Origin of the sequence: Microbacterium lacus (assembly GCF_002812805.1) — a bacterium.
GTDB lineage: Bacteria > Actinomycetota > Actinomycetes > Actinomycetales > Microbacteriaceae > Microbacterium > Microbacterium lacus_A.
The window spans coordinates 1-18,527 of record NZ_NMUM01000022.1; the positions used below are offsets into that span (position 1 = coordinate 1).

An 18,527-nucleotide genomic window follows, 5' to 3' on the forward strand; every position below is an offset into this window, starting at 1 on the left:
GGTCAAGTCCCGTGTTGTGGTGTCAATCCGGCTGCTTCCTTGATGGGTGAGGGTCAGGCGGTGAGGAACAGGTCGGGGCGCTCAGGCTCGGCGTGGTCTTGGAGTGTGTGGACGAGTTTGCGCATGGAGATGTCGGAGAGGTAGCGGCGTTCACCGTATTGCCATTCCTCGTGCTGCTCCTGCAGGACGGCGCCGATGAGGCGGGTGACGGAGTCGCGGTCGGGGAAGATCTGCACGACGTCGGCGCGGCGTTTGATCTCACGGTTGAGGCGCTCGATCGGGTTGTTGGACCAGACCTTCTGCCAATGCTCACGCGGGAGCGGCGCGAATCCGGTGAGGTCTGCTTCGGCAGCATTGAGCATGTCTGCGATCTCCGGGAACGACCCGCGGAGGGACGTGGAGACCTGGTGATACTGGGCGATCACGGCCTCGGGGGTGGTCTGCGCGAAGATCGTCGAGATCAGCGCGTTGACGGGCTTGGAGCGTGCCGATCCGAGCTTCTGGGTGACGTTACGAGCGAAGTGGACGCGGCATCTCTGCCAGCCCGATCCGGGGAGGATCGCTTTGACGGCGGCTTTGATGCCGGCGTGAGCGTCGGACGTGACGAGGGTCACGCCGAGCGGGTCTGTGTCGGTGGAGACTTTCAGACCGCGGTCGCGGAGGGAGCGGAGGAACTCGGTCCAGAAGTCCGTCGTCTCCGCGTCGCCGAGAGCCATCCCGAGGATCTCCCGACGGCCGTCGCCGCTGACCCCGGTCGCGACGATGAGGGCTTGGGAGAGAACCCGGCCACGGTGGCGCACGTCGAGGTAGGTGGCGTCCAGGAACAGGTACGGGAACCAGGTGTGATCGAGCCGGCGGTGCAGAAACTCGTGCACCACCTCATCGATCTCGGAGCAGATGCGGGAGACGGTGGACCGGCTGATGCCGGTGTCGTTGCCCAGCGCGCGGACGAGCTGGTCGACCTTGCGGGTGGAGACTCCGTCGATCCAGGCCTGGCAGATCACCGCGTAGAGCGCCTTGTCGACACGGCGGCGTGGGCTGAGCAGGCTCGGGAAGAACGACCCCTCCCGCAGCTTCGGAATCTGAATGTCGACCTCCCCCGCGGGCGTGGCGAGCGTCTTCGCGCGAGCACCGTTGCGACGCGTGGTGCGCTCCGCCGTGCGTTCGTAACGGGCCGCGCCGATCTTCGCGGTCGCTTCCGCGTCAACAAGGTCCTGCAGCCCCGCCTGCAGCATCCGACGGAACACGTCGGAATGGGCGAGGTCAGGATCGGCGAGGACTTCTGCGATCAGGGTCGTCAAGGCAGACTGATTCTGGGTCATCGTGGGATCTCTTCTTTGCTTCTTGGCGGAAACAACTGGTCATCCCACGATGGCCCTCCTACGTCAACGACGACGAGAACCCCGCAGGAATTGACACCAAGCTACGAGACGCACCCCATTATGCTCAATTGTGTTCGAGTCCCTCCAGGGGGTCTGTCGGCATTTTTCCGCCTGACCGGGGATTGCTCTAGGTCGAGCCGTCCGTCATTCGCGCTCCAAAGCACACTGCGCCTCCCCGCCTTGGTGACGAGGAGGCGCAGTGTGGCGCGCGGCGCCGGGAACGTCAGTTCAGGATGAACGTGTACGTCGAGGTGTTGCCGGCGACGTCGTAGACGACGAGGGTGTTCTCGCCCTTCACGCCACCGAAGGTGCCCGGCTTGATGAAGTTGACGTCCGACCACGCGTTGTTCGTGAGGTCCTTGACCTTGCCGTTGAGCGTGACCTTGTCGATCTTGCCTACGTCGCTCAGTTTGAAGCTGATCAGGTCGTAGCCCGCACCGTTCGCGACGGAGTAGGCGGCGCCATCCTTGATGGTCGCCTTCGGTGCCGTGGCGTCGATCGTGAACGCGAACGTGCTGGTCTGCGAGATATTGCCTGCGAGGTCCTGCGCGTTGTACTTCACGGTGTAGGCGCCGTCGGGCAGCGTCACCGTGGCGGTGTGCGTACCGCTCGCGGCGCCGTTCTGCGCGGAATGCGTGCTCTTGACGAGCTTGCCGTCCTTGTAGATGTTCGCGACGATGCGCTGAAGGCCCTTGTTGTCGGTGGCATCGACCTGGACCGAGAGTGCCTGGAACGGACCCGCCGTCGTGGGCGAGATCAGCGCGACCTGGGGGCGCACGGTGTCGGGCAGTTCTTCGAGCGTGACGGTGAAGGCCGGGTTCCAGAAGTAGTTCCACGCCTCAGTGGATGAGAACCAGTAGGCGCCATCGCGCTCGGTCACCGTGATGTCGGGCTCGCCGTGGTTCGACGCTGTGACCGCCGACACACGGTAACCGGCCGGTGCAGTGACCCGCACCCCGAGATCGCCGGGAAGGTGGCGGATGTAGCCGCTGGGCTGGAACGCCTCGTAGGTGCCGGCTCCGCCCGCGAAGTCGTACTCGGTGGCCGGGTACCAGTCCTGGGCCGAACCGAGCTCGACGCCGACGCCGGCTGCGGGAGTGCCGTCGGCGTAGACGACGTTCGCCACGAGACGGAGCGCGCTCATGCCGACGAGACGCTCTTCGCCGTCCTCATCGATCGTGACCTCGAGCAGACCCTGGGGCCCGAAGTACTCGGCGACGGGCAGGCGCTCGATGTCGGCGGCGCTGGTCGCGCCCGTCGCATCGAAGAGGACCTCACCGGGAGGGTTGTTCGGGAAACCGAGGTAGAGCTTTGCGGGACCGACGGGAATGTCGGTGAAGCGGTACAGGCCGTCCGAGTCTGCGCTGAGGTAGTGCCGAGTGCCGTTCACGTCGATCAGCTGCGCGGCGTGGCTCGTGTTGAGACGATCGGTGTCGCCGCCCGGCGCCACCTTGGACGTGTCGAACAGCCCGTCGGCGTAACGGTCATCGAATCGCGTGACCGTCAGGTCGCCGGTCGCACCATCGGTCGGCTCTTCGGCCACGGCCGCCAGCGGTGTCGCCACCATCGCCACGACCAAGCCCGCTGCCGCGGACCATCCTAGAGTTCGTGCAGTACGCATGTGTCATCCCCATTTTCGTATCCGGTGTATCGAGCGGAGCCATTGGCCCCACACCGAACGTAGGCAGGGTGCTGCGCGGAAACGCCGCTGCACGGGGCTGTTCACGGCATCGTCTTCGAGGCTTCAGGAGACCTTCACTCCTCGACGCGGAGTGCGCAGCCGCGACCTACTTGATGGGGCGACGGCACGCGTGAAGCTGTGGAAGCGTCAACGCGTTTCGTGCGGGATGCGCAGCCCCTCGAGCTGCGCGCTATGGAAGGCGGCCTCGACCTTCATGCCGCCTCCGATGACTTCACGCATCCTGTGGGCTAGCCCGACAGCGAGGTCTGCGGACCGACTTCGACTCGCGGCTTCGATACCTTTGCGATCATGACTACCGACACTGCCCTCTGGCTTATCGTCTTCAACGTCGCCTTGTGGGCACTTGTCACGATCTTGTCGCTCCTCGTCGCGTATTTGGTGATCCGTCTCGCCGTCTCCCATGCGCTGCGATCACACACTCGCTGGATCGATCGCGGCAAGCCGTAAGCGCCGGACTCTTGACGGGCAAACGGTTGCTGGATCACCCGTTATTGACGGCGTGATCCATCTATTCGCTATGGTGAGCTGACGCGCCGGGGGGGAGCAGCGGTCCGGCTCATAGAGGAGTCGGTCACCACTCACCGGGGGAAACGGTTAGGCGCGTATGACCGGGGGAGGATCTGCCCTCAGCGATGCAGCGAAGGGGAACTTCCATGACTAATCCCGATGATGGCCGTCCGACATATGCGGCGGGTTGGTACGCCGACGTAAATGCGCCAGGTAGTGAGCGCTGGTACGACGGCACGGCCTGGACCGAACACGTCCGCCCGGTCCAGACGCCACTTCCGCCGGAGGTTGCCGCCGCGACTGCGGCGACCGCCGCCTACCCCGCGCCCGTCGCCGAGGCTGTCACGACCGCCTACGTCGCACCTCCCTCTCCGTCGGTCACGCCCGCGACGGCGGGGCCCGTAACGAAACGCCCCTGGTACAAACGCAAGGGCATAATCATCCCCGTCGCGATCGTCGGTGGCCTCATTGTGGTGTCTGGCATCGGGAGCGCACTGGGCGGTGGCCGGGACGACATCGTCGCTGACCAGCCTCTCGCAGCGCAAACGCCGGAGGCCGAAACCGAGGTAGTAGTCGAAGCCGTCATGGTTGACGTCCCAAACGTCGTTGGCATGAGCGGTTCGGATGCGCAGGCCGCGCTATCAGCGTTGGGGTTTCAGATTGATGTCGGCGGTGGCGACGTCACGATGCCCGTGACCGCTCAGGACATCGCCGCCGGTGCCCAGGCCGAAGAAGGATCCACCGTTCGGCTGACTCTTCAAGAAAAGCCGAAGCTGACCCTCGGGCAAGAGAATGCGCTTGACGGCGCTGAGCAGTATCTCGACTTCATGCCGTTCAGCCGCGCCGGGCTCATCGAGCAGCTCACCAGTGAGTACGGTTCCGGTTTTGCCCCGGAGGATGCCGAGTTCGCGGTCGCCACACTGGAGCAGGCGGGGAAGGTGGATTGGAACGCTGAGGCCGCCGAGGCCGCGCAGTCGTACCTAGACGCGATGTCTTTCAGCCGCGACGGGCTGTACGACCAGTTGACCAGCTCCTACGGGGCCGGTTTCACGCCAGACCAGGCGAACGCCGGCCTCGCCGCCGTCGGGTACTGACGGGGATCGCACCAGGCCTCATACAAGTGGCCTGTCGAGTCACCCCGGCAGGCCACTTGTGGCGGATCCCGCCGGTCGAACTGCTTCTATGACCGGGATGGTCAAACGTCTCTTGCTCGCTCGGACCAGTGCTCCGCCGCCCCGGCGTCCGGCCGGCGTGGCACGCTGGAACGATGAAACGTCCCGCACTTCGCGCGCGGCTGCTCACCGCGCTCGCGGGCGATCCAAACGGCACGCCGCGGTGGGTGCGTGAGATCGCCGACGGCGATGACGACGGGTACTTCCCCGACGGGGGCGCGGTCTGGACGGTCCACGCGGGAACCGCGACCTTCGTCGCCGGCATCCGGGCGCTGCTCATCCAAGCCCTTCATCCCGGCGCGATGGCCGGCGTGCACGACTTCTCGCGCTACCGCGAGGATCCGATCGGGCGCCTGACCGGCACCGTGCGCTGGATCATCTGCGTCACGTACGGCTCGACGGCGCAGGCGCAGCAAGAGACGGCGCGAGTCGGCCGGATGCATCAGCGAGTCGCGGGGACCTACGTGACGGATGCCGGCACTCATGCCTATTCGGCGTCGGACGCCCGTCTCGTGGAATGGGTGCATCTCGCGTTCACCGAGGCTTTCTTGGGCGCGCACGAACGTTGGGGCGGGCCGATTCCCGGAGGTGCCGACGAGTATGTGCGCGAGTGGGCGACCGCCGGGCGTCTCATGCGTCTGCAGAATCCGCCCGAAACCGAGGCCGATCTGCGCGAGAGGATGCGCGGATTCCTCGTCGGCGGAGAGCTCCGCCGCGACGAGCGCGTCGACGAGGTGGTGCGGTTCTTGCGTGGCGTGCCCTTCACCGGCTCGATGCGAGTTGCCTATCGCGTGCTGTTCGCCGCCGCTGTCGCGAGCCTGCCGCGCCCATACCGACAGCTGCTCGGTGTGCGTCGCACGCTCCTGCCCGTCGTGACGGCGACGCGCCTCGTGCTCGCGGTTTCGCAACGCGCTCTCGGCTCGGGTCCTCGCGCGCAGGATTTCGCTCGAGAACGGCACCGCCGCCTCGTGCTCGAACAGGCCGGAGGCCATCCCGCGGGTTGAGCTTCGCCCCCGCTGTCGGATCAACGGGAGCCGCGCCTCGGTCACTAAACGTCGGCGCCTTAACTACACGGTGCGCACGTCAGCGAGACTCTTCGTACGCCCGAACGTAAAGGAAGCTCGATGATCACTGTGCATCTTCGCTACGAGATCGATCCCCACAAGGTCGACGACTTCACCGAGTACGGCCGTGCGTGGATCAGACTCGTGAACAAGCTCGGTGGCAATCACCACGGGTACTTCATGCCCAGCGAAGGCGACAGTGACGAGGCATTCGCACTGTTCACGTTTCCGTCGCTGGCAGAGTACGAAATCTACCGAAGCGCCTCGAAGACTGATCCGGACTGTCAGGCGGCCTTCGAGCTCGCCCGCACGACCGGCTGCATCCTTCGCTACGAACGTCGGTTCCTCTCCCCGGTGTTCTCATAGCGGTTGTTCACCGGGCAGCAGAACGCCCCTTGGCGAGGAGCGCGAAGACGAGCACACCAACTGCAACGAGAGTAACGACCATTGCCGCGCCCATGACGGTTGCATCGAGGGGGAGCATTGCGCATCCGGCCGACGTATCTTCGTACTCGCAACTGCGCCAGGGCTGAAAGAAGTAAACGACGGCGACTATCGCCCCCGCGAGTGCGACGAGCGCACTCCCGCCAACCAACCACCCGCGCACCTTTGGGCCCATGGTCCAAGCCTACGAGGCGCCATCCGGCGACTCGCGCCGACTGACAGGTACCTGCTGGTACCTTGAATTAACAACTGTCGAACTCGGAGGCCCGCATGGCAATGAACTTGCGACTCGACGCCGCACACGAAGAACTCCTCGAGGCGCTCGCCGCACAGGAGCGGCGCACCAAGACCGAGATCGTCAAGCTCGCGATAGAGGAGCGTGCCGCTCGCGCGGACAAGAGCGCGCGGACGAGGGCGATCTTCCAGCGGATTCGGGACGAGGACGCTGCTCTCCTGGACGCTCTTTCTCAGTGACGGACTACCTCGAGCCGGTCGATGTCGAGGACCTCATTGCGTCGATGGGCTTCCACCTGCGCGACAGGAATCTGTTGCTCTCGGCGCTCGCCGCGCCGCTGCCCGTGTTCGGCGAAGAGGTTTACGCGAGCGTCCAGAGCAAGGCTGCGGCGCTCATGATCGCGATCAACCGCGACCACCCTCTGGCGGACGGCAACAAGCGGCTGTCGTGGATCGTCGCCAAGGCGTTCCTGGCTCTTAACGGGGAGCACCTTGCCGCCGATTCGGTTCGTGAAGGGGACGCGTTCATTCGCGCGGTCGCTGGCAACCAGATCAAGCTTGACGAAGCAGTGGGTTGGATCGAGGCCCACTCAACGCGGCTCTAGGAGAGACAGCCCTCCGGTTCCGCCCATCACTAACGCAGCCAGATGGACGCGCTGATTCCTACTCTGCGAGGGGGCATGACCTCGACGGTGCAGACGGACTTCGCCGGAACCGCCGACCTACCAGATCGTGCCGCCGCCGATCGAGATGCCGCCCCACGTGAGTGCGATGAAGATCGCCGCGAACACGACGGGCGCGATGCCCTTGCCGCTCCGCGCAAGGCCCTTGAGCAGCGCGATCACGCCGAGGATCGCCGCGATGATCGAGAGGCCACCACCGAGGATCAGTCCGATGAACAGCGGGATCGGCATGAGGACGAGCCCGGCCAGCGCGACCCAGAAGGCGGCCCAGGCGGTTCGATTGGTCAGGCGCTGTGCGGAAGAAGACATGGGTCGATTATCCGGCATCCGTAACGCTCTCGATCAATTGCGTGCTGCGCCAACCACAACAGTCGCGCGACGCACCGCCTCGATGGCACGGCTCACGTCCCGCTCGCTCGTCTGCCAGTTCGACACCGAGAGCCGCAGCACCGCTCTGCCATGCCACTCGGATCCCGACATCCACACCTCGCCGTCTGCGAGGATCGCGTCAGTCACCGCTCGTGTTCGCTCGTCGTCTTCGAATGCGATCGCCACCTGGGTGAAGACGACGTCATTGAGGATGCGCGCACCCGGGATCGCGGCGATCCCCTCGGCAAGCTGCCGTGCTCGTAGGGTCAAACGGTCGACGAGGTCGGCAACGCCCGAGCGTCCGAGGGCTCGCAGCGTCGCCCACACCGGAACGCCACGCGCGCGGCGGGACATCTCGGGCACATATTCGTAGGGGTTTCCTCCGCCGTCATCGAAGTGGGCGAGATACGGCGCATGCATCGACATGGCGGCCCGGTGAGCTGCTCGATCTCGCACGATCACCACCCCGCTGTCATGGGGAACATTGAGGGTCTTGTGAGCATCCGTCGCCCAGGAGTCGGCGAGCTCGACGCCCCGCGTCAGGTGACGCAGCGCCGGCGAGGCAGCGCCCCAGAGCCCGAACGCCCCGTCCACGTGGACCCAGGCGCCGTGGCGGCGGGCCGCGGGGATGAGCGCATCGAAGGGATCGCTGTCGCCCGAATGGATGTTTCCCGCCTGCAGGAGCACGATCGTCGGTTGGTCGGTGTGAGCTTCGAGTGCAGACTCGAGCGCTGCGGGCAGCATCCGTCCCTGATCGTCGACGGAGACGAGTTCCGGCCGGGGCAGGCCGGCGTAGCGGACAGCTTGCAGAGCCGATGTGTGCACTTCTGCGCCCGCGAGGACTCGGATGCGCGGACCATCCGCGAGTCCACGGTCTTCGTCCCACTCCGCGCGACGGAGCAGGACACTGCGGCCGACCATGATCCCGGTCAGGTTTGCTGTCGTCGCGCCGGTGACGAAGGCCACGGTTGCGTCATCGGGCAATCCGAGTAGGTCGAGCAGCCAACGACCCGCGATCCGCTCGGTCGCACTGACGCCGGGCGTGGGGGAGAGCATCCCGGCATTCTGATCCCAGGAAGACACGAGCCAGTCGGCCGCGATCGCGACGGGGTGTGCTCCGCCGATGACAAACCCGAAGAACCGGCCGGAGCCGTGCGCCGCCAGACCCGGTTCGATCGCTCGTGCGAGTTCGTCGATCACGTCGGCCGCGTCGGTCGGGCCGTCGGGAAGCACACCGAGTCGGGACTCCATCTCGGCCATCCCCGCCCGTGGCGTGATCGCTCTCGTGCCGAGCGAACCGATCCACTCGAGAGAATGCGCGTGGGCACGATCCAGGGCCGCCTGATACTCGAAGTCACTCATACCCGAAGCCTGACGCTGCGGGCTGGCGACGGTAAGGCCCGTTCGGGTCATCCTGTCTGGAAGATGAGCACGTTTGCCGCGCCGACCCGCGCGTCGCGCGGCGACATCGGAACCTCGCTGGTGGTTTTCTACTCGCGGCCCGCCGCCTTGCGGATGTGCTGCGCGATCGTCCGCTCCGTCTCGGGCGTCAGCGAGATGATGGCGAACGAGGTGACCCACAGGTCACCATCGTCGAGCTGCGCCGCTTCTTCGAACCCGAGTGTCGCGTAGCGTGTGGTGAACTTCGAGGCGGCTTTGAAGAACACCACGATCTTTCCCGCATCGTCGGCATACGCGGGAAAGCCGTACCAGGTCTTCGGCATGAGGTGTGGGGCGACATCGGACACGATGCGGTCGATTCCCTCGGCGAGAACCCGGTCGTCGTCGGGCATCGCCGCGATGGCTTCGCGAACCGCTTTCTCGCCTGCGGCGCGGGACTTGCCCGCCTTCTCTTGCGCGCGCAGTTCGGCAGCGCGCTGTTTGACGGCTTCTCGCTCATCGTTCGACAGCCCGGCAGTCTTCTCAGCCATGCTTGCTCCTGTTCGATCTCGGGTCTAGCCCTGCGCCCATGATCACGCTAGGACGTGCCATCCGCCAGCGCTTCTCGAATCTTGATCGGTCGCTCAACGCGCCGTGGGCTCCCCGTCCGCGGCCCACGCGACACCTAAGGCGAATAGTGTCGAGACGCCGTACTGCTCCATTGCCGCCGCGATGCGTCGTCGACCCGTGCGCGGATTGATACCAAGTCGGCGAGACGCCGCGTCGAGAGTGACGCCCTGCTTCATCAGCGAAAGAAGCGGTGCCCACGGCTCCTGCAAGCCTCCAACCGGCTCGGCGCGGCGCCAGAGCTCGAGAAAAAGGCTGCGCCCCAGCTCGGCGAGAGACGCGCTCCGCACCCCGACGACGCTCGACGGCCACCCCTCGCCCCACTCGATCGGCAACGCGAGTACATCGCCATCGATCCAGAACCAGCTGGGAAGGTCATCGAGCAAGCGAAACTCCACGCCGACCGCCGCGTAGCGCTCGGCGATCGCCACGAGGCGGGGGTCATCGGCCATCGAACGCGGGACGAGTGAGCGCACCGATCGTTTGCCAGCGAACACCTCGGCAAAGCGGCTGGCGCGCGCGGAATCGGTCTGCAAGAAGCGCCCGAGATCGGGAAGCACCGACCACGCAGTGTCGCTGTTCTGCTGCGCGATGTCGTACCAGAGGTCTTCGGCCGCCCGCGGGCCGTGCCGTACGAAGACGGGAACGACGTCACCGGATGCCTCGCCCACCGCCCAGTGCCGCAACAGGCCCGGAAGGTCGGCAAGGAGTGACTCGATCCGCGTGGCCGACGCATCCGCCGTCCGCCGCATCTCGCGCACCTCGCGTTCGACGACGTCTGCCGTCCACTTCGCGGGCGTCGGGTAGGAGATGGAATGCCCGCGCACGGAGATCGCACCTGACTGTGCGATACGCGCGACGGCCTCGGCGGCTTCGGTCTCGTCCGCGTGCGCGGTGGAGGCGAGTTCCGCCACCGTCCCGGGGCGACTGCGATAGATGAGTTCGAGCAGGGTCTTGTCGTCCAAGTCCACCTCCGGAGCGCGGGTGGACACCATCATGCCGCATATGACCGCATCCGGACGTCCTCTTGCGGTCGTGGCCGCAAGCGGAGGTTGTCTTGTCCGGTTCCGTCCACCCACACTGACAGAGGGGGATCGGGGCCCATGGCTTCGTAAGTGGACGTAGGGAGCCATGGGTCCGCCACCACACTCGACGGGAGCAGCCACATGAACGGCATGAGCAGCAGCACACGTAAGGGCGTCATCCGCGCCTTCGCCGTCTCGACGGTGGCATCACTCGCGCTGGGAATCACGGCGTGCACGTTCGATTCGAACGACGAAAAGTCGTCAGGGAGCGCGCTGGCCGTCGCCCTCGGCGACGCACCCAACCAGGACGTCGTCGAGCTCTACACGGATCGCGACACGGCGGTGTCCGCAGCCGTCGATGTGCTCCCCACGTTCATCGAGAAGGCGCTCGAGCAGACGGGCGTGCCCGGCGCCGCAGTCGCCGTCGTCTCGAATGGCGAGGTCGTGTTCGAAGAGGGATACGGCGTGCGGGACATGACGACAAACGAGCCCGTGGACGTCGACACAGTGTTCCCGATCGCGTCGTTGTCGAAGCCCCTGTCGTCGAGCATCGTGGCCAAGGCGATCACCGAAGACGACGAACTGTCGTGGGAAGATCCTGTCGTCGAATACCTGCCCGACTTCGCCCTGAACGATCCGTATGTGACGGAGCATGGCAAGATCGCGGACTACTTCTCGCACCGCACCGGAATTCCGACCGGTGCCGGCGACGACCTCGAAGACATCGGCTTCGATGTCGACTACATCATGGCCCACATGGATCAGATCCCTCTGGCATCGTTCCGAGACACGTACCAATACTCCAACTTCGGGCTGACCGTGGGCGGTGAGGCGGTCGCGGCGTCGCGCGGTCAGACGTGGGCCGAGACCGCGCAGGAACTGCTCTTCGAGCCGCTCGGCATGACCTCGACCACCACTCTCCACGACGAATACCTCGCCGCGGATGACCGCGCAGCGATGCACGCGCGCACTGGCGACGGTCAGTACGAGCAGCTGTTCGACCGCGATGCTGATGCCGAGGCGCCTGCCGGCGGTGTCGCATCCACTGTCGGCGACATCGCGAAGTGGATGAATATGGTGCTGGCCAATGGAGAGGTCGACGGTGCCGAGTTCATCGACCCGCTGGTGCTCGCGAACACCTATTCGGCTCACTCGATCACCGGGGGCGACGCGCGGAACCTGACGTCGCGCACCTCGCACTACGCCTTCGGTATGAACGTCGGCTCCACGGTGACCGGCCGCGTCAACATCAACCACTCCGGCGCATTCGGGTGGGGCACCGCCACGAACGCCACGATGATCCCCGACCTGAACATCGGGATCGTGGTGCTCACGAACGGAGCGCCGTCGGGAGTACCCGAGGCGATCGCCTCGGAGTTCGTCGACCTCGTCGAGTTCGGCGAAGAGACGCGACCCTGGCTCGAGCTGTGGCCCGAGCGGTTCGCAGGCTTCGCCGACCCGGCGGGCGACCTCGTCGGCGAGAACCCGCCCACGGGTGCTGCGGCCGCGGGGCCCGCCGCCGACTACGTCGGGACGTACACGAGCCCCTACTTCGGCAACTTCATCGTGACGGACGACAACGGCACCCTCACCGGTGCGCTCGGGCCCGAGGGTGGCTACACGTTCGAGATCGATCCCTGGGACGGCGACACCCTGTCGTTCGTGCCGACCGGTGAGAACGCGCTGCCCGGGTCGCTCTCGTCGGCGGTCTTCGTCCGCGAGGGCGGTCAGATCGCCGGGGTCACCCTGACGTACTTCAACAAGTTCCCGGGTGAGCACCAGGAGCCGAACGGGCTCGGCGTCTTCACCCGCGCCGGCTGACGCGCCGCGGACGCGGGGTCGGGGTTCGTTCCTGGCGACCGGGAATAGGTTGGGTTCATCCGGTGCGATGCGCCGTGCTTGCTTGTATCGAGGGAGTGCAACGAGATGAGACCACTGCGCTACGCGATCAACGTCACGCTCGACGGCTGCGTCCACCACGAGGCGGGGGTTGCTCCCGACGAGGAGTCGATGCGGTACTGGGTCGCGGAGATGGAACGAGCGGATGCGCTCCTCTTCGGCCGGGTGACCTACGAGATGATGGAGGCCGCGTGGCGGCGGCCGACCGCGGGCGGGTGGCCCGACTGGATGCAAGAGTGGGAAGTCCCGTTCGCCGAAACCATCGACCGGGCGAAGAAGCACGTGGTGTCGAGCACGCTGAGTGGGGTCGACTGGAATGCCGAGCTCCTGCAGGGTGATCTCGTGGAAGCGGTTGGGCGGCTCAAACAGCAGCCCGGCGAGGGACTGTTCGTGGGGGGCGTGACGCTACCGCTGGCGTTGGCCGATCAAGGGCTGATCGACGAGTATCTGTTCCTCGTGCAGCCCGTCCTCGCCGGACACGGGCCGACGTTGCTCGCCGGTCTGCGCGAGAGAATCCAACTCGAGCTCGTCGACCGCTACGAGTTCCGCTCGGGTGCGGTCGCAGTGCGATATCGACCGGTTCGTGGTTGAGTGACCGCATGGAGACGACAACATCCGCCGACGGTACGGTCATCGCTTTCGAGCAGTTCGGCGAGGGGCTGCCCGTCGTCATCGTCGGTGGTGCGTTCTCGACGGCGGCCGACGGTGGAGCGCTCGCCGCGGCGCTCATCGGGGTCGGCTTCCGGGCGGTCACGGTCGACCGGCGGGGGCGAGGTTCGAGCGGCGACAAACGCGGGTCGACTCCCGCGGACGAAGCGGACGACATCACCGCGGTGATCGAGGCCATCGGCGGCAACGCGATCGTCGTCGGGCACTCGTCCGGGGCCATCCTCGCCCTGTTCGCAGCCTCGCGTGGGGCCTCGATCCGGGCGCTCTTCCTCTCCGAACCCCCGTTTCACTTCGACATCGGCGATCCCAAACCCCCGCTCGCGGACCGTCTTCAGCGGCTCGTCGATGCGGGACAGAGTGACGAGGCCGTCGTGACTTTCCAGCTCGAGGGCGTGGGTTTGCCACGCGAGCGGGTCGAGTCGATCCGGCAGAGCGAGATGTTCGCGGGACTCGTCGCGATCGCGCAGTCAACGGTCTACGACGCGCGCCTCGCGGCGGAGCTCTCCACCCCGACGCCCGAGATGCTGTCGGTGTCGCAGCCGGTCACGATCCTGCGCGGTGCGCAGACATTCCCGATTCTCATCACCGCCGCTGATCGTCTCGCCGAGGAGATGGATGACGCGGAGCTGGTGGTCGTACCCGAATCAGTCATGCACAGGCTCGATCCTGCGGCCACGGCTCGTATCGTTCTGCGGGCGTCGGATGACGCGGGAGCTCGCTCGCGCCAGCCGGAGTGAGTCGAGCGCAGGTTCTGTCCGGCACCAGGATCGCGAGGGGCTCAGTCGCCTTCGTCCCCCAGCGCACCGCCACCTCGGCCACGGCGAGCCGCCGACATACGCTGAGATGACCGCAAACGGAAGGACCAGCGTGCCCGAGAACACTCCGCATGACGCACCACATCACATCCCGGCGCCGGGTGAGCCATCCGTTCCCGAACTCGAAGAAGACGAGAACATCCCACCCCGCCCCGAGGAAGAAGCCGCCGACGTTCTGCGGGCGCGTCCGGACGTTGAAGATCACTCGCTTCAGCCTGAGTAGGCGAACGCTGGTCAGACCCGACCCAATCGGTCTCGAACGATCGGGTGCGGATGCCGCGGGGCGAGCAGGCTGGACGTCGTAAGGGGGAAGCCATGATCGCCGTTCTCAATCGCGTCGTCGAGTACATCGAGCAACACCTCGATGACGAGATGGATGTCGCCTCGTTGGCCACTCGCCTCGGCACGACGGAGTACCACCTGCGACGGATGTTCTCGTCGTTGGCGGGCATGCCGCTGTCGGAGTACGTCCGGCGTCGCCGCATGTCGGTGGCCGCAGCGGACGTGCTCGGTGACGGCGATCTGTTGGGCATCGCGGTGCGCTACGGGTACGGGTCGAACGAGGCATTCGGCCGGGCGTTCCGTGCCGTGCACGGTGTGGGTCCGGGTGACGCGCGTCGCAATGGCGGCCCCCTGCGCAGTCAACCGCAACTCAGGTTCCGCCTGACCGTAGAAGGGAACTCCACGATGGACACTCGCATTGCCGACCGGCCCAACTTCCGCCTCATCGGCCACTCCGCTCGTGTGCCGCTGATTCACGAGGGCATCAACTCGCACATCCAGGCGCACATCGCCTCGCTGCCGCCGGAGGCGCACGCTCGACTCAAGGCACTGAGCGACACCGAACCCGCGGGATTGCTCCAGGTGAGCGCCGACGTCGATCCGGACTACACGGAGGGGACGGACCTGACCTACCTGCACGGCGTCGCCGTCACGGACGCCACGGCTGTGCCCTCGGATCTCGACACCATCGACGTTCCGGCCGGAGCTTGGGCGGTGTTCCGAACGACAGGCGCGTACCCCGAAGTACTGCAGGAGACGTGGGCGGCGACCGCAACCGACTGGTTCCCCTCCAATCCCTGGAGGCTGCGGCCCGGCCCGTCGATCGTCGCCGTGCTCGAGCGCACCGATGACTTCAGCACCGCAACGTGCGAGTTGTGGCTGCCCGTCGAGCGCGAATGAACTCGAGGCGTCCGGTGCCTGTCGGTCGGTGATCGGGTGCCCGGAAGGGGGTTGACCGCTCAGGGAGACGCTCTTACGCTCGCGGGACAAAGCGGACGAAGGATGGGCCGATGAATACGAAAGGCGTGCGCCGCTGGGTGGACCGGTACGAGCGCGCCTGGCGGGAGCAGAACAGCGCGGCCGTTGCGCGTCTATTCACCGAGCAAGCGCAGTACCTCGATTCGCCGTACGAGGTACCTCGGATCGGTCACGACGCCATCGCCGCCGAGTGGAACGATCCTCGGCCCTTCACCATGGCTGTCGAATCCATCACCGCCGACGGGTCTCACGCGGTCGTCCGGGTGAACGTTTTCTATTCGGAACCCGAGCAGGAGTACGCGGACCTGTGGGAGCTCGACTTCGCCGAAGACGGCCGCGTCGAACGGTTCGTCGAATGGGCGTACTGGCCCGGCAAGCCGTTCACCGCGTCCTCTCCCGACTAGCCATTACCTCGCCCGGCGTCAAGCCCCGCGCCGAATCCGCTGACGTGGTTCACGGTGGATGCGTCGGATCCGCAACGCGGCGGATGCGGCGAGGGAGGCGAAGATGTTTGCGGAACACCCCGGTGACGAGGTGCGCACACCCGAACTCGTGTGGGTCGGTCACGGCGCCTGGGTCGCCCGGGATCCGGACCTGTCGGACAATGATGCCCGACGGGTTATCGCCTACGTCGAGCATCGTGACCACCGTGTTGACGTCGTCTGGGTGCGGGAGCGTCGCCCCGTGAGTTGCTTCGAGACTCTGCGCGACGCCATGCACGAGGTGGCGCGCTCGTGCGGCGAGCACGAACAGGAATCCGTTGCGGATGCGTCGCGCGACGCCCGCTCGCGCTCCGCGCTCCTCGGTTAGATGTCGTCGGCGTCTGCCCAGCCCGTCGGCTCGCGTTCCGACTGGGTTCGCGCGACCGAATTCAGAGCGGTCTGGACCTGCTTCAGATGTGCGACCGCGTCTTCGTCGATCAGCTCGTCAAACTCGCTTTGCGTGTCTACGGCGACGATCTGGCTCGCGGGACCGACCAAGAATGTCGCGGTTCCTCGGGACCCGTCGTTTTGGAGGATCGGAATCTCGACCGTCTGCGATGCCTCCGCATTCGCGAGACCCCGGCTCAGCTCCAGCAATGCAATGGCGATGTCATCGCCCGTCAAGTAGTCGCCCCCGGCGTAGCTGATCACCTTCATACGTGCATTTATACGCGCCGCCAGATTCTTCGTCGGGGGTCTTGTCTGGACGCAAGACGCGCGCTATGCAACCCAAACGGGACGGCGCCACTGGTGGCGTCGATACCGCGTACGCTGCGGCGATCGAGGCCGGCGCTGCCCCGATCGCGGTTCCGGCGTCGCGGGAGTGGGCGGTCGATCCGGATACATCGCAGACCCCGAGGGAAATCGGTGGGAGATCGCGTGGGCTCCCAGCGCGCGGTTCGACGCCCGCGGGACGTTGACCGGCTTCGGTGCCTGACGAGCTGAATCAGCCCACGCGCACGTAACGAACGTGTGTCGCGAGGGGCGAGTGCAAGACATCTACGGGCTCGAACGGGAACTCCTCCGGGCCGTCGAAGATACGCTCGCCGGAGCCGAGCAGCACGGGGGCGATATCGAGCGTGAGCTCGTCGACAACACCGGCCGCGAGCGCCTGCCGGACGGTGGATGCACCGCCGGCTATGTGAATTCCTTCGTCGCCCGCAATCTCGCGAGCACGAGCGTAGGCGGCGTCGAAGCCGTCCGTGACGAAGTGGAAGGTCGTCCCGCCCTCCATCTCGATCGACTCTCGCGGGTGATGTGTGAGCACGAAAACCGGTGCGTGGTACGGCGGCTCCGCCCCCCACCATCCGCGCCACTCCTCGTCCCATTCACCGCGAATCGGCCCGAACATATTGCGGCCCATGACGTACGCGCGGCGCGGCCGCCCGAGCCACGCGCTCGCAGTGGCGTCGGCGTCGTTGGCGCGCGGGTCGCCGATGTGCCAACCGTGCAGACGTAGCCCGCCAATCCCGAGCGGGTTCTCGAGACTCTGCTCGGGACCCGCAATGAAGCCGTCGAGTGAGATCGAGACGTGGCAGGTGGTGTCAGGCATCCGGGACCTTTCGAGGTCGATCGTGATCGCGCTGACCGGAATCTACCCGAGAGGGGGAGCTGGCGACAGGACCCCATGCGTCCCCGAGGGCGATCACGGCACGGTCAGCCGACCGAGACGCATCAGGATCGCGAACCGGTCGGGTACGCCCCAATGCTCGACGATGCGCCCGTCCCGTACTCGGGCAACGTCGATAACGGTGAAGTGCACCGACTTTCCGGTAGGCGGACCGAAGAACGGTCCCGTATTCGTTGCGGCTCCCTCGGCGCGGATCCAGACGATGTCGTCTTGTTCGGCCCAGTCCTCGATCGTGAAAGTCAGATCAGGCATGCCGCGGTGCACATCGGCGATGCCCTGCTTGATTTTCGCAATCGCCTCGTCGCCTGTGCCGGCGAGCCCGAACTGATGCTCGATCATCTCTGGCGCGCACAACTCGTCGACGATGTCCTGGTTGCCACCGGCAAACCCCTCGTGCAACATTCGCTCGAGAACGCGCACCGCCGGCGAGCTGGCCCTCTCATCACTCATGAACGATCCTCTCGTCAGATGCATTGGTAGTGCAGTGAGTGCAGTTAGTGTGCAGTTAACGCAGTGGTTAGTCTGGACCTCGTGGACTCGAGCGTCAAGACCCCCGCGCTGTCGTACCGGCAGTCGCAAGCGGAATCGACACGGGTGCGCATCGCCGAGGCTGCCCAACGACTGTTCGCACGGGACGGCTACGCGGCGACGAGCATGAGCGCGATCGCACACAGCGCCGGCGTGGGCAACAGGACTGTGTATGCCGCCTTCGGCGCCAAGCGCGAGATTCTGAATCTGATTTGCGAAATCTGGCTCGAGCGTGCAGGTGCCCGATCCCTCGCCCGAGAGATCCTCGCCGACCCGGACCCCCTCCAGCGGCTGCGCGGCGCCGCCCGCTGGTTGACCACCCTCTATGCGACGGACTTCGACGTGGTGCGCATATTGGATTCCGCCATAGATGAGGATGCGGAGACGCGCGAGGTTCTTCGCGCGAAGCTGCGCGGTCGCAACCGTGTCATGGACGCGCTGATTGCCTCGGTCGAGAAGGATCTATCGATGTCGCTCGCCGACGCGCAGGCGATCTTCCGTGCCTACGCGGCGGCTGGGGTCTACGGTGAACTCGTCATGGACTCCGGGTGGTCGGCGGAACGATTCGAGCGTTGGCTTGCCGACACGCTTGTTGCCCAACTGTTCGCCTCCGAGCGCTGACCGAGTCTCTCGCGTTGCTGTTCGTCCGGCAACA

At 66.0% G+C, this 18,527-nt stretch carries 24 protein-coding genes; 14 read left to right on the forward strand and 10 right to left on the reverse strand.

Going from position 1 to position 18,527, the window contains the following annotated elements:
• Positions 1-53 precede the first annotated feature (53 nt).
• A complete protein-coding gene (locus tag CGU34_RS06280) occupies positions 54-1,322 on the reverse strand; it encodes an IS256 family transposase (protein WP_100809674.1) in 1,269 nt (422 codons plus the stop codon).
• A 283-nt stretch (positions 1,323-1,605) separates the two neighbouring features.
• A complete protein-coding gene (locus CGU34_RS06285) occupies positions 1,606-3,003 on the reverse strand; it encodes an Ig-like domain-containing protein (RefSeq protein ID WP_144237962.1) in 1,398 nt (465 codons plus the stop codon).
• Positions 3,004-3,372: 369 nt separating this feature from the next.
• Between CGU34_RS06285 and CGU34_RS16900 the strand changes: the two genes are divergently transcribed.
• From CGU34_RS16900 to CGU34_RS06300, 4 genes are all read left to right on the forward strand, one after another.
• The gene (locus CGU34_RS16900; RefSeq protein WP_157811244.1) at positions 3,373-3,531 is read left to right on the forward strand and encodes a hypothetical protein; all 159 of its coding nucleotides are present in this window, start codon (positions 3,373-3,375) and stop codon (positions 3,529-3,531) included.
• 206 nt (positions 3,532-3,737) lie between these two features.
• Positions 3,738-4,685: an Ltp family lipoprotein gene (locus CGU34_RS06290; RefSeq protein ID WP_051512937.1), complete on the forward strand. Its 948-nt coding sequence runs from the start codon at positions 3,738-3,740 to the stop codon at positions 4,683-4,685.
• Positions 4,686-4,858: 173 nt separating this feature from the next.
• Entirely contained in the window at positions 4,859-5,767 is a 909-nt protein-coding gene (locus tag CGU34_RS06295) for an oxygenase MpaB family protein (protein ID WP_036295337.1), read from the forward strand.
• A gap of 120 nt (positions 5,768-5,887) precedes the next feature.
• Positions 5,888-6,193: an NIPSNAP family protein gene (locus CGU34_RS06300; protein WP_036295334.1), complete on the forward strand. Its 306-nt coding sequence runs from the start codon at positions 5,888-5,890 to the stop codon at positions 6,191-6,193.
• A gap of 7 nt (positions 6,194-6,200) precedes the next feature.
• On the opposite strand, the gene CGU34_RS06305 is transcribed toward CGU34_RS06300, so the two are convergent.
• Positions 6,201-6,446, reverse strand: coding sequence for a hypothetical protein (locus tag CGU34_RS06305; RefSeq protein ID WP_036295332.1), 246 nt, complete (start codon positions 6,444-6,446; stop codon positions 6,201-6,203).
• 95 nt (positions 6,447-6,541) lie between these two features.
• Here CGU34_RS06305 and CGU34_RS16905 point away from each other — a divergent pair, with 95 nt between their 5' ends.
• Both CGU34_RS16905 and CGU34_RS16910 read left to right on the forward strand, forming a co-directional pair.
• Positions 6,542-6,745 carry a hypothetical protein gene (locus tag CGU34_RS16905; protein ID WP_157811245.1) on the forward strand — a complete coding sequence of 68 codons (204 nt, stop codon included), beginning with the start codon at positions 6,542-6,544 and terminating at the stop codon, positions 6,743-6,745.
• Positions 6,742-7,110 (forward strand): type II toxin-antitoxin system death-on-curing family toxin, encoded by a 369-nt coding sequence (locus tag CGU34_RS16910; protein WP_051512935.1) that lies wholly within the window; start codon positions 6,742-6,744, stop codon positions 7,108-7,110. The genes CGU34_RS16905 and CGU34_RS16910 overlap by 4 nt, the downstream gene beginning before the upstream one ends.
• 117 nt (positions 7,111-7,227) lie before the next feature.
• Here CGU34_RS16910 and CGU34_RS06315 read toward each other — a convergent pair whose 3' ends face one another.
• The 4 genes from CGU34_RS06315 to CGU34_RS06330 form a co-directional block, all read right to left on the reverse strand.
• The gene (locus tag CGU34_RS06315) at positions 7,228-7,497 is read right to left on the reverse strand and encodes a hypothetical protein (RefSeq protein ID WP_036295327.1); all 270 of its coding nucleotides are present in this window, start codon (positions 7,495-7,497) and stop codon (positions 7,228-7,230) included.
• Positions 7,498-7,530: 33 nt separating this feature from the next.
• The gene (locus tag CGU34_RS06320; RefSeq protein WP_036295324.1) at positions 7,531-8,919 is read right to left on the reverse strand and encodes a pyridoxal phosphate-dependent decarboxylase family protein; all 1,389 of its coding nucleotides are present in this window, start codon (positions 8,917-8,919) and stop codon (positions 7,531-7,533) included.
• Positions 8,920-9,047: 128 nt separating this feature from the next.
• Positions 9,048-9,488: a hypothetical protein gene (locus tag CGU34_RS06325; protein ID WP_036295322.1), complete on the reverse strand. Its 441-nt coding sequence runs from the start codon at positions 9,486-9,488 to the stop codon at positions 9,048-9,050.
• 93 nt (positions 9,489-9,581) lie between these two features.
• Positions 9,582-10,562, reverse strand: a complete 981-nt coding sequence (locus CGU34_RS06330) for a hypothetical protein (protein WP_036295319.1) — start codon at positions 10,560-10,562, stop codon at positions 9,582-9,584.
• Between the two features lie 177 nt (positions 10,563-10,739).
• Between CGU34_RS06330 and CGU34_RS06335 the strand changes: the two genes are divergently transcribed.
• The 7 genes from CGU34_RS06335 (at position 10,740) to CGU34_RS06360 (ending at position 16,042) form a co-directional block, all read left to right on the forward strand.
• On the forward strand, positions 10,740-12,410 hold the full coding sequence (locus CGU34_RS06335; protein WP_036295364.1) for a serine hydrolase: 1,671 nt from the start codon (positions 10,740-10,742) through the stop codon (positions 12,408-12,410).
• 105 nt (positions 12,411-12,515) lie between these two features.
• On the forward strand, positions 12,516-13,079 hold the full coding sequence (locus tag CGU34_RS06340; protein ID WP_036295316.1) for a dihydrofolate reductase family protein: 564 nt from the start codon (positions 12,516-12,518) through the stop codon (positions 13,077-13,079).
• 8 nt (positions 13,080-13,087) lie between these two features.
• The gene (locus CGU34_RS06345) at positions 13,088-13,894 is read left to right on the forward strand and encodes an alpha/beta fold hydrolase (RefSeq protein WP_051512933.1); all 807 of its coding nucleotides are present in this window, start codon (positions 13,088-13,090) and stop codon (positions 13,892-13,894) included.
• A gap of 130 nt (positions 13,895-14,024) precedes the next feature.
• Positions 14,025-14,195: a hypothetical protein gene (locus CGU34_RS16915; RefSeq protein ID WP_157811246.1), complete on the forward strand. Its 171-nt coding sequence runs from the start codon at positions 14,025-14,027 to the stop codon at positions 14,193-14,195.
• Positions 14,196-14,287: 92 nt separating this feature from the next.
• Entirely contained in the window at positions 14,288-15,154 is an 867-nt protein-coding gene (locus CGU34_RS06350; protein WP_036295313.1) for an AraC family transcriptional regulator, read from the forward strand.
• 110 nt (positions 15,155-15,264) lie between these two features.
• Positions 15,265-15,636: a nuclear transport factor 2 family protein gene (locus CGU34_RS06355; protein WP_036295310.1), complete on the forward strand. Its 372-nt coding sequence runs from the start codon at positions 15,265-15,267 to the stop codon at positions 15,634-15,636.
• Positions 15,637-15,694: 58 nt separating this feature from the next.
• Positions 15,695-16,042 carry a hypothetical protein gene (locus CGU34_RS06360; protein WP_036295307.1) on the forward strand — a complete coding sequence of 116 codons (348 nt, stop codon included), beginning with the start codon at positions 15,695-15,697 and terminating at the stop codon, positions 16,040-16,042.
• Here CGU34_RS06360 and CGU34_RS06365 read toward each other — a convergent pair.
• From CGU34_RS06365 to CGU34_RS06375, 3 genes are all read right to left on the reverse strand, one after another.
• On the reverse strand, positions 16,039-16,371 hold the full coding sequence (locus tag CGU34_RS06365; RefSeq protein WP_051512932.1) for a hypothetical protein: 333 nt from the start codon (positions 16,369-16,371) through the stop codon (positions 16,039-16,041). The genes CGU34_RS06360 and CGU34_RS06365 overlap by 4 nt on opposite strands.
• 289 nt (positions 16,372-16,660) lie before the next feature.
• Positions 16,661-17,266 carry a dihydrofolate reductase family protein gene (locus tag CGU34_RS06370; RefSeq protein ID WP_036295304.1) on the reverse strand — a complete coding sequence of 202 codons (606 nt, stop codon included), beginning with the start codon at positions 17,264-17,266 and terminating at the stop codon, positions 16,661-16,663.
• Between the two features lie 93 nt (positions 17,267-17,359).
• Positions 17,360-17,794, reverse strand: a complete 435-nt coding sequence (locus tag CGU34_RS06375) for an ester cyclase (protein WP_036295300.1) — start codon at positions 17,792-17,794, stop codon at positions 17,360-17,362.
• 63 nt (positions 17,795-17,857) lie between these two features.
• Between CGU34_RS06375 and CGU34_RS06380 the strand changes: the two genes are divergently transcribed.
• Positions 17,858-18,493 carry a TetR/AcrR family transcriptional regulator gene (locus CGU34_RS06380; RefSeq protein WP_232711567.1) on the forward strand — a complete coding sequence of 212 codons (636 nt, stop codon included), beginning with the start codon at positions 17,858-17,860 and terminating at the stop codon, positions 18,491-18,493.
• Positions 18,494-18,527: the final 34 nt, after the last annotated feature.